The 7,711-nt window shown below is 70.9% G+C and carries 10 protein-coding genes; 8 read left to right on the forward strand and 2 right to left on the reverse strand.

Features of this window, described 5'->3' with window-relative positions; all coding sequences use genetic code 11:
- The coding region (locus KBZ04_RS11970) for a trypsin-like peptidase domain-containing protein (protein ID WP_254992142.1) at positions 1–566 on the reverse strand (566 nt) is incomplete at its 3' end.
- Between the two features lie 254 nt (positions 567–820).
- Between KBZ04_RS11970 and KBZ04_RS11975 the strand changes: the two genes are divergently transcribed.
- The 3 genes from KBZ04_RS11975 (at position 821) to hrpB (ending at position 4,129) form a co-directional block, all read left to right on the forward strand.
- Complete coding sequence (locus KBZ04_RS11975; protein WP_254992143.1) at positions 821–1,111, forward strand: DUF2973 domain-containing protein; 291 nt, start codon at positions 821–823, stop codon at positions 1,109–1,111.
- 64 nt (positions 1,112–1,175) lie between these two features.
- Positions 1,176–1,559 (forward strand): hypothetical protein, encoded by a 384-nt coding sequence (locus KBZ04_RS11980; RefSeq protein ID WP_216909205.1) that lies wholly within the window; start codon positions 1,176–1,178, stop codon positions 1,557–1,559.
- Positions 1,556–4,129, forward strand: a complete 2,574-nt coding sequence (hrpB, locus tag KBZ04_RS11985; protein WP_254992149.1) for an ATP-dependent helicase HrpB — start codon at positions 1,556–1,558, stop codon at positions 4,127–4,129. The genes KBZ04_RS11980 and hrpB overlap by 4 nt, the downstream gene beginning before the upstream one ends.
- A gap of 55 nt (positions 4,130–4,184) precedes the next feature.
- On the opposite strand, the gene KBZ04_RS11990 is transcribed toward hrpB, so the two are convergent.
- The gene (locus KBZ04_RS11990) at positions 4,185–5,060 is read right to left on the reverse strand and encodes an HAD family hydrolase (RefSeq protein WP_254992144.1); all 876 of its coding nucleotides are present in this window, start codon (positions 5,058–5,060) and stop codon (positions 4,185–4,187) included.
- A 111-nt stretch (positions 5,061–5,171) separates the two neighbouring features.
- Here KBZ04_RS11990 and KBZ04_RS11995 point away from each other — a divergent pair, with 111 nt between their 5' ends.
- The 5 genes from KBZ04_RS11995 (at position 5,172) to KBZ04_RS12015 (ending at position 7,599) form a co-directional block, all read left to right on the forward strand.
- Entirely contained in the window at positions 5,172–5,318 is a 147-nt protein-coding gene (locus KBZ04_RS11995) for a chlorophyll a/b-binding protein (RefSeq protein ID WP_015109196.1), read from the forward strand.
- A 131-nt stretch (positions 5,319–5,449) separates the two neighbouring features.
- On the forward strand, positions 5,450–5,644 hold the full coding sequence (locus KBZ04_RS12000; RefSeq protein WP_254992145.1) for a hypothetical protein: 195 nt from the start codon (positions 5,450–5,452) through the stop codon (positions 5,642–5,644).
- A gap of 4 nt (positions 5,645–5,648) precedes the next feature.
- Positions 5,649–6,878 (forward strand): exodeoxyribonuclease VII large subunit, encoded by a 1,230-nt coding sequence (gene xseA / locus KBZ04_RS12005; protein WP_254992146.1) that lies wholly within the window; start codon positions 5,649–5,651, stop codon positions 6,876–6,878.
- A gap of 95 nt (positions 6,879–6,973) precedes the next feature.
- A complete protein-coding gene (gene xseB / locus KBZ04_RS12010) occupies positions 6,974–7,195 on the forward strand; it encodes an exodeoxyribonuclease VII small subunit (RefSeq protein WP_254992147.1) in 222 nt (73 codons plus the stop codon).
- The gene (locus KBZ04_RS12015; RefSeq protein WP_254992148.1) at positions 7,192–7,599 is read left to right on the forward strand and encodes a DUF2834 domain-containing protein; all 408 of its coding nucleotides are present in this window, start codon (positions 7,192–7,194) and stop codon (positions 7,597–7,599) included. The genes xseB and KBZ04_RS12015 overlap by 4 nt, the downstream gene beginning before the upstream one ends.
- The last annotated feature ends 112 nt before the right edge of the window (positions 7,600–7,711 follow it).

Here is a 7,711-nt window from a genome sequence, read left to right on the forward strand (position 1 = left end):
CAGTCCCCCACCTGCAGGGCATCGGAATTACCCAGGGGAGCCACGGGCCAGGGCCCGGCCCCCACCAGCCGCACCACGGCCAGGTCGGTGAGCTTGTCGAGGCCCACGACCCGGCCCTCATAGCGCCGGCCGTTCTCCAGGCCCACGGTCACCCGGTCGATCTGATCCACCACGTGGGCGTTGGTGAGCACCAGGCCATCGGACTGCAGGATCACGCCGCTGCCCTGGCCCCGCTCGGTGCGCCGCGAGGGCGCCCCCTGCTGGGGGATGCCGAAGAACTGACGGAACAGGGGGTCGTTCATCAGCCCCCGTGGCAGGCCGCCACCGCCGCCGGCGGATTGCACCGTGCGCTCCGTGTCGATGGTGACCACGGCCGGGCCCGCCCGGCGGATCGCCGCCGCCACGAAGGATTGCCGCCCGAGCACGGCTCCGGCCGGCTGGGCGAGGCCAGGGGGGGTGAGGGTCGGGCTGATCAGGGCCGTGGTCGCCATGACCGTGGCCGTGGCCGCCGCCGTGGCCGTGGCAAGCCCGGCGGCGGCCGCGGCAAGAACGCGGGAGGAAGGCATCGCGAAAGGGATCGGCAGTGACAAAACCGTAGACACCTCCCCGGAAAGGAGGAAGGGGAGGCAAACCGGCCTGATCGGCTAGGATTTGTAAACTTTCTTATCTGTTCATGGACACCAGCCGCTTGCTTCTGGCCTTTCTCGCCTTCGGAGCCGCCTGCACCTCTCTCTGGGCCTGGATGCTGGCCACCGCCACCGCTCCTTCAGACGGGTGATGATGGGGGAGACTCCGCAGCATGCGGAGTTCCCATCGCGCCATGACCTCCCTCCTCTCGCAGATCCTCCCGATCCTTTATGGGGCCTGCTTCGTCCTGCTTCTCTGGCAGGCTTTCCGGGTCATGGGACGGGGGTTCGCAGCCGTGCCACGGCCGGGCGATCCGGGGACGGCCGCGAGCGACCAAGACGGCCCAAGGGGTGATCGCACCGGTCGGCTCACCATCCATCCGGAGCTCCTCGACGCCGATGGCCAGCTCACCCAGGAGGACCTCTTGACGGTTCGTTTCAGCGGCGACAACGAGCAGCCCGCCTTCCCCGCCGATCCGAACTGACCCCGCCAGGCCGGCCGCTGAATAGGCTCCCTGAGGTGAACGCGCTCAAAGGCGGAGATCGATGGTGGATCAGAGAACGCGAATCGTGGCGGCCGTGCTCGGGGCACTGAAATTGCCACCTCGTTTTCGCCTCAAGATGGTGAAGGACGATCCCATCCGGCTCGAGCTGAGCATCACCCCCTCCTACGGGAAGGACCCGATCCTGGTGGGCATCGTCGAATCCCAGGATCTGGTGGCCCGGCGGGATCGGGAGGGCCGGATTCCCCGCGATCTCCAGGGCACCTGGGACTGGACGGTGCGTCACGGCAAGGTCACCACCGGGGGCTGGAACCCCTATCTCAAGGAGGCCCTCCAGACCATGTTCGAAACGGGCCTGCCGGCGATCGTCTACGAGGAAACCACCGGTGAGGCTTACCACCCGGTGGACGGCCTCCGCCACGTGCGCTGACGTCGCCCCTGCCCATTGACGGCCGCCTCGCGGCCATCACCGCCGCCCTGGGGCCCGGGGCCACCCTGCTGCTCCAGGCCGAACCCGGCGCGGGCAAAACCACCCGGGTCCCCCTGGCCCTGCTGGAGCGCTTCGGCCAGGAGGGCCGGCTCCTGATGCTGGAGCCGCGCCGGCTGGCGGCCCGCTCCGCCGCCGACCGCCTGGCGGCCAACCTGGGCGAAACCCTCGGCGGCCGGGTGGGGTACAGCGTCCGGCTGGAATCGCGCACCTCGGCGGACACCCGTCTGGAGGTGGTCACCGCCGGCCTGTTCCTGCGCCGGCTCCAGGCCGATCCCGCCCTCGAAGGGGTGGCCTGCGTGATCTTTGACGAATTCCATGAGCGCCAGGCCGAAGCGGATCTGGCCCTGGCCTTGGTGCGTCAGGCCCGCAGCCTGCTGCGCCCGGAGCTGCGGCTGCTGGTGATGTCGGCCACCCTCGATCTGGAACCTTTGGCCGCCGAGCTGGATGGGGCCAGCGTGATCAGCTGCGAGGGCCGCAGCCATCCGGTCACGGTCTCCTACCAACCGCCGCGGCCGGAGGAGCGGCTGGAGCGCCAGGTGCTGCGGGCCCTCGAAGGCCACTGGTTGGACCAGCCCCGGCCCCGGGGCACCGTGCTGGTCTTCCTGCCGGGCCTCGGGGAGCTGGAGGCGACGCGCCGGGCCATCGAAGCCACCGCCTGGGGGGCCGAGGTCGACTGCGTCCTGCTGCATGGCCAGCTGCCGCTGGCGGCCCAGGGCCGGGCCATCGCGGCGACCCACCAGGCGGCCGGCAAGGTGGTGCTGGCCACGGCGGTGGCGGAGAGTTCGCTCACGATCGCGGGGGTGACCCTGGTGATCGACAGCGGCCTGAGCCGCCTGAGTCGCTTCGATCCGGCCACGGGCATGGACGGCCTGGTCACCCAGCCCGCCAGCCAGGCCAGTGCCGAGCAGCGCCGCGGCCGGGCCGGACGGCTCGGACCCGGCCACTGCCTGCGGCTCTGGTCCCCGGCGGAACAGCAGCGACGCCCCGCCTTCGATCCCCCGGAACTGCTGGAGGTCGATCCTCTGCCGATCGCCCTGCAGCTGGCGGAATGGGGTGGGGCGGCGGACGACACGCTGCCTTGGATCACCGCGCCGCCCAAACGCTCCCTCGTGGAGGCCCGCAGCCTGCTGCGTCAGCTGGGGGCCATCGACGGCGACGGGCGCATCACCGGCCACGGGCGGGCGATGGCCCGGCTGGGGGTCCATCCACGCCTGGCCCACATGCTGCTGCGGGCCAGGGAACGGGGCTGGGACTCCCTGGCCTGTGCCGTGGCCGTGCTGCTGAGCGAACGGGATCCCCTCGATCGCCGCGAGGCGGGCAGCGATCTGATGCGGCGGCTCGACTGGCTGCAGCGCCGTGACGCAGGACCCGGGGGCGAGGGCCGCTCGGGCGCCCGGCTTCCCTGGCGAGATCTCCAGTCCCAGCTGCTGCGCCAGCTCACCGCCAGCCATGGCCCACAACCGTCGGCACCCAGCCGCTCAGGCCGCGATGCCGCCTCCGGCTCCGAGGATGCCCGGGCGGCCCAGCTACTGGCCTGGGCCTACCCGGAACGGCTGGCCCTGGGCCGGGGCCGGGGCGATGGGCGCTTCCTGATGCGCAGCGGTCGCGGCGCCGTTCTGCCCCCGGGGGACCCCCTGGCCGGCGCCGAAGCCCTGGCGATCGCCAGCGTCGACGGCCAGGGCCAGGAGGCCCGGGTGCGGCTGGCGGTGGCCCTCTCCCGTCAGGGGCTGGAAGAGCTGCTGGCGGACGGGGTCGAGGAGGGCACCGAAGCCCGCTGGGATGGCCACGACCAGCGGGTGCGCTGCGAACGGCTGCGGCGCGCCGGGGCGCTGGTGCTGGAGCGTCGCCCCTGGCCCGAAGCCACCGGGGAGGTGGTGGAGCGGGCGCTGCTGGAGGGTCTGGACAGTCTGGGGTTGGAGGTGCTGCCCTGGTGCCGCAGCAGCCGCCAGCTGCAGCAGCGTCTGATGCTGGCCCACCGCCACCTGGGGGCGCCCTGGCCGGACCGTTCGCCGGAGCGGCTGCAGCAGGATCCGGGGTCATGGCTGGGGTCCCACCTGGGCGGCCTGCGCAGCCTCCAGGATCTGCAGCAGCTCGACCTGGCGGAGATCCTCTGGGGCGATCTGGACTGGTCCCTGCGCCGGGAGCTGGAGCGGCTGTTGCCCCTCACCCAGCCGGTCCCGTCCGGCCGTCGGGTGCCGTTGGACTACGGCAGCGGCACCCCTGTGCTGGCGGTGAAGCTGCAGGAGATGTTCGGCTGCCTCGAAGGGCCGAAGGTGCTGGACGGACGGCTGGCGGTGAGGGTGGCGCTGCTGTCACCGGCAGGACGCCCGGCGGCGGTCACCAGCGACCTGGCCGGCTTCTGGAGCCAGGGCTACGCCGAGGTGCGCCGGGAGCTGCGTGGCCGTTACCCCCGCCACCCCTGGCCGGAGGACCCCCGCCAGGGCATCGCCAGTGCCCGCACCAAGGCCGCCCTGGCCCGGGAGGGGCGCAGCCAGGCCCCGGAGCGTTGATCCAGCCGGTCTGCCCAGACGGAGCCCCCCCAGGAAGGGCCCCGGCGCAAACCCCTCAGACCAGGCCGTGCAACAGATGGCCGAAGCCGAAATGGCGCAGTCCCTCCAGGATGCCCGCGCCACCATGGCCTCGGGCGCGGTAGGTGCGGGGCAGGCCCGGCAGGGCGCGCACCAGGCCCGGCTCGGCATTGCCCACCATCACGCTCTGAAGCCCCGTTTCGAACATGGCCAGATCGTTGAGAGAATCCCCCGCCGTGACCACCAGGGCGGGATCCAGCTCCAGCCACTCCAGCAACCCCAGCAGGGTGCTGCCCTTGTTGACACCAGCCGGCAGCACGTCCAGGTACTTGTCGCCGGAGACGAGACAATCCACCCCATGGGCCTCGATCGCCGGCAATCGGCTGCGATCGAGCCGGCGGGGGTCGATGGCGTAGGCCAGGCGCCGATCGCTGCTGAGGGGCTCGGCGGACAGACCCGGGAGGCCGGCCAGCAGGGGAAGCACCTGTGCCGCCCGTCCGCGCCAGAGGGCTTCGATCGGCTCCAGCGCCAGGGGCGAGGGGGTGAGGGAGGCGCCGCAGGCCACGGTGCAACCCACATCACCGATCACCAGGTGGGGAGCTTGGAGGCCAAGGGCGGCCTCGGCGGCCAGCAACCGGGCGACGGAACGCAGGTCCCGCCCCGTGCTGAAGACCTGCAGGATCCGGTGGCGCTGGGAACCCAGCCAGCGGTAGAGGCGACGGCGGGACGGGGCGCTCCCCTCCAGCAGGGTGCCATCGAGATCGGTGACCAGCACCAACTCGGTCGCCCCGGGCAGCGGCGCCTTGAGGTGCTGCTGGAAATGGGCCCGGGGCGCCCGGCGGTGCTCCACCGTTCCAGGCCCCCAGAGGGAACCCCGGCCGGGGCCGAAGGCCGGCAGCGGCTTCAAGCCCATCGCAGAGCACGCCTGTCAACCGTGCAACCCACACCCGGGTTTGTAGTCCCTGCCACTGTCAAGATCCCTCCATGTTTCGTTACACTGGGGTCTCCCCTGAGGGTTCCTTCCATGTCTGACGCTTCCCAGCCCCGCTTCGGTTTCGTCAACTTCGCCGAAACCTGGAACGGCCGCCTGGCCATGATGGGCTTCGTGATCGGCCTGGCGACCGAAATTCTCACCGGCCAAGGCATTCTGGCCCAGGTTGGCCTCGGTTGAAGGCCGGCCGCCAAGCCATCCCGCCAACCCTTGAACCGCATCTGTGGCCTTGGCCGCCGGTCCCACCGGCGGCTTTTTCATGCCCCCGGCTGCGGTCCTAGGTTGGGTGGCTTGCAGGCCTGCGCCCCCCGATGGCACCGAACGCCACCGTTTCCCGCTTCTATGTCGGCAATCGCCGCGACGGCTCCCGGCTGCTCAGCAGCGCCTTGGTGATCACCGGGGCAGGCCTGATCCGCGTCGACCATCCCATCGGGAGGGCCGTGGCCCTGGTGGCCGGTCTGTTGAGCCTCTACTGGTGGCTCTGCTATCGCAAGCTCCAGCACTGACCCCATGCTCACGCTCCCTGGCAGCACCGCTTCTAGCGGCCAGCACGACGGCATTCCCCCTTTCACCGTCGCCGAGCTCAACCAGGCCATCGGCACCTTGCTCGAGAGGGGGTTCGCGCCCCGCTTCCTTCTGGAGGCCACCGTGGGCCGTCCCCAGCAGAAGAAGGGCCATCTCTGGCTGAGCCTGCACGATGGCCAGGCCAGCATCCAGGGGGTGATCTGGTCGTCGCAGCTGCAGAAACTCAGCTTCATCCCCCAGGAAGGCGATGGGGTGGTGGTGGTTGGCAAGCTCAACTTCTGGGCCGCCCGGGCCAGCCTCACCGTGCAGGTGCTGGATGTACGCCCCAGCCTGACCACCGTTCTGCGTCAGTTCGAGCAGGTGCGCAGCCGGCTGGAGCCGGAAGGACTGTTCGATCCTGAACGCAAATGCGCGCTGCCGCCCTGGCCCCGCCGTCTCGCCCTGCTCACCAGCGTCCCTAGCGCCGCCCTGGCCGACATGCTGCGCACGGCCCGCGAACGCTGGCCCGCCACGGACCTGCTGGTGGTGCCGATTCCGGTCCAGGGGAACGTGGAATCCGAGATCGTTCTGGCCATCGAGCGCCTCTGCCGCCAGGCCGCCAGCCTCGGCATCGACGCCCTCGTGCTGGCCCGAGGCGGTGGCAGCAGGGAGGATCTGGCCGTCTTCGACGGCGAGCAGCTGGCCCGCTGCCTGGCGGCGGCGGCGTTGCCCGTGATCTGCGGGATCGGCCACGAGGATGACGTCACCATCGCCGACCTGGTGGCCGACTACCGGGCCGCCACACCGACGGCCGCCCTGGTGGCCGTGCTGCCGGAGCGCAGCCAGGTGCTCCGCTCCCTGGCCCAGGAACGGGGCCATCTGCAGCGCACGCTCTCTCTGCGCATCGCCTCAGCCCGGCAACGGCTGAGCACGCGGCAGGAGCAGTTGCGGCAGCTGCACCCGAGCCGGCTGCTGGAACAGCGGCAGCAATGGCTGGCCCAGCAACGGCAGCTGCTGCGGGCCCTGTCTCCGGCGCACCTGCTGGCCAGGGGCTTCAGCCTGCTGCGGGATCGCGACGGACGCCTGCTGCGTTCCGTGGTCCAGCTGCAGCCAGGCGATGCGGTGTTCGCCGAGCTGGCGGATGGCCGGGTGGCCCTGCGGGTGGAGGGGAGCGAACCAGCTGCAGCCCCCCCTCCTGATGCATCCCCCGGCAACAGCAGCGCCCCAGCCGGCTGAGTCTCATCCGGCTTTTCCCACCACGCACCCAACCCATGGCCAGGCCCACGACCAGATCCAGCCCTTCTCCCCAGGAGTCCTCCGAACCCGCGACCGTGGCCAAGGATCTGAGCTTTCGCGAATCCCAGACGGCCCTCGAACTCTGTCTGGCCCAGCTGCAGGACGAAGAACTGGATGTGGAGTCGATGGCCGATCTCTACCGCAGAGCCCTGGCCTACGCCGAGCGCTGCGAGTCGGTGCTGCAGCAGGTGGAACAGCAGGTGATGCAATGGGATCCCAGCCAACCTGACCTGGCGCCGACGCCCTACGCCCCATGAGCCAAGCCGCACGCCCCACGCCGGATGGTCCCGGCGGCCTCAGCCGGATCGCCTGGCTCTATCTGGCCCTGGCCGTGGCGGGGGGGATTCTCCCCTGGCTCGCCAATCTGGACTTCATCCGGGCGGAAGGGGCGGCCTTTGACCTGGGTCTGTTCGTTCGCCAGGCGAATGCCAACCCGGCGGCCCGTTCCCTGTCCAGCGATCTGGCGGTCGGGGTAACGGCCGTCACGATCTGGATGGTGCACGAAAGTCGCCGGCTCGGCATGCGGGGACTGGGCTGGGTGCTGCTCGGCTGCGTCACGATCGCCTTTGCCTTCGGAGCGCCCCTGTTCCTGCATCTGCGCGAACGGCGGCTGCTGGAGCTGTCCCGCCTTGGCCAGGAGAGTCCCGTCATCAACGGATGAGCTGATTCGTCAGGGGGGTTCCTTGTCCCCGACGGCAGCCTCGGCGGGCCCGGAGGCCTCCAGATCAACGGCCTCCACGTTGATGGTGACATCGCGGGCATCGATCTCCCCG

The organism is Cyanobium sp. N5-Cardenillas, from assembly GCF_024345515.1.
GTDB lineage: Bacteria > Cyanobacteriota > Cyanobacteriia > PCC-6307 > Cyanobiaceae > Cyanobium.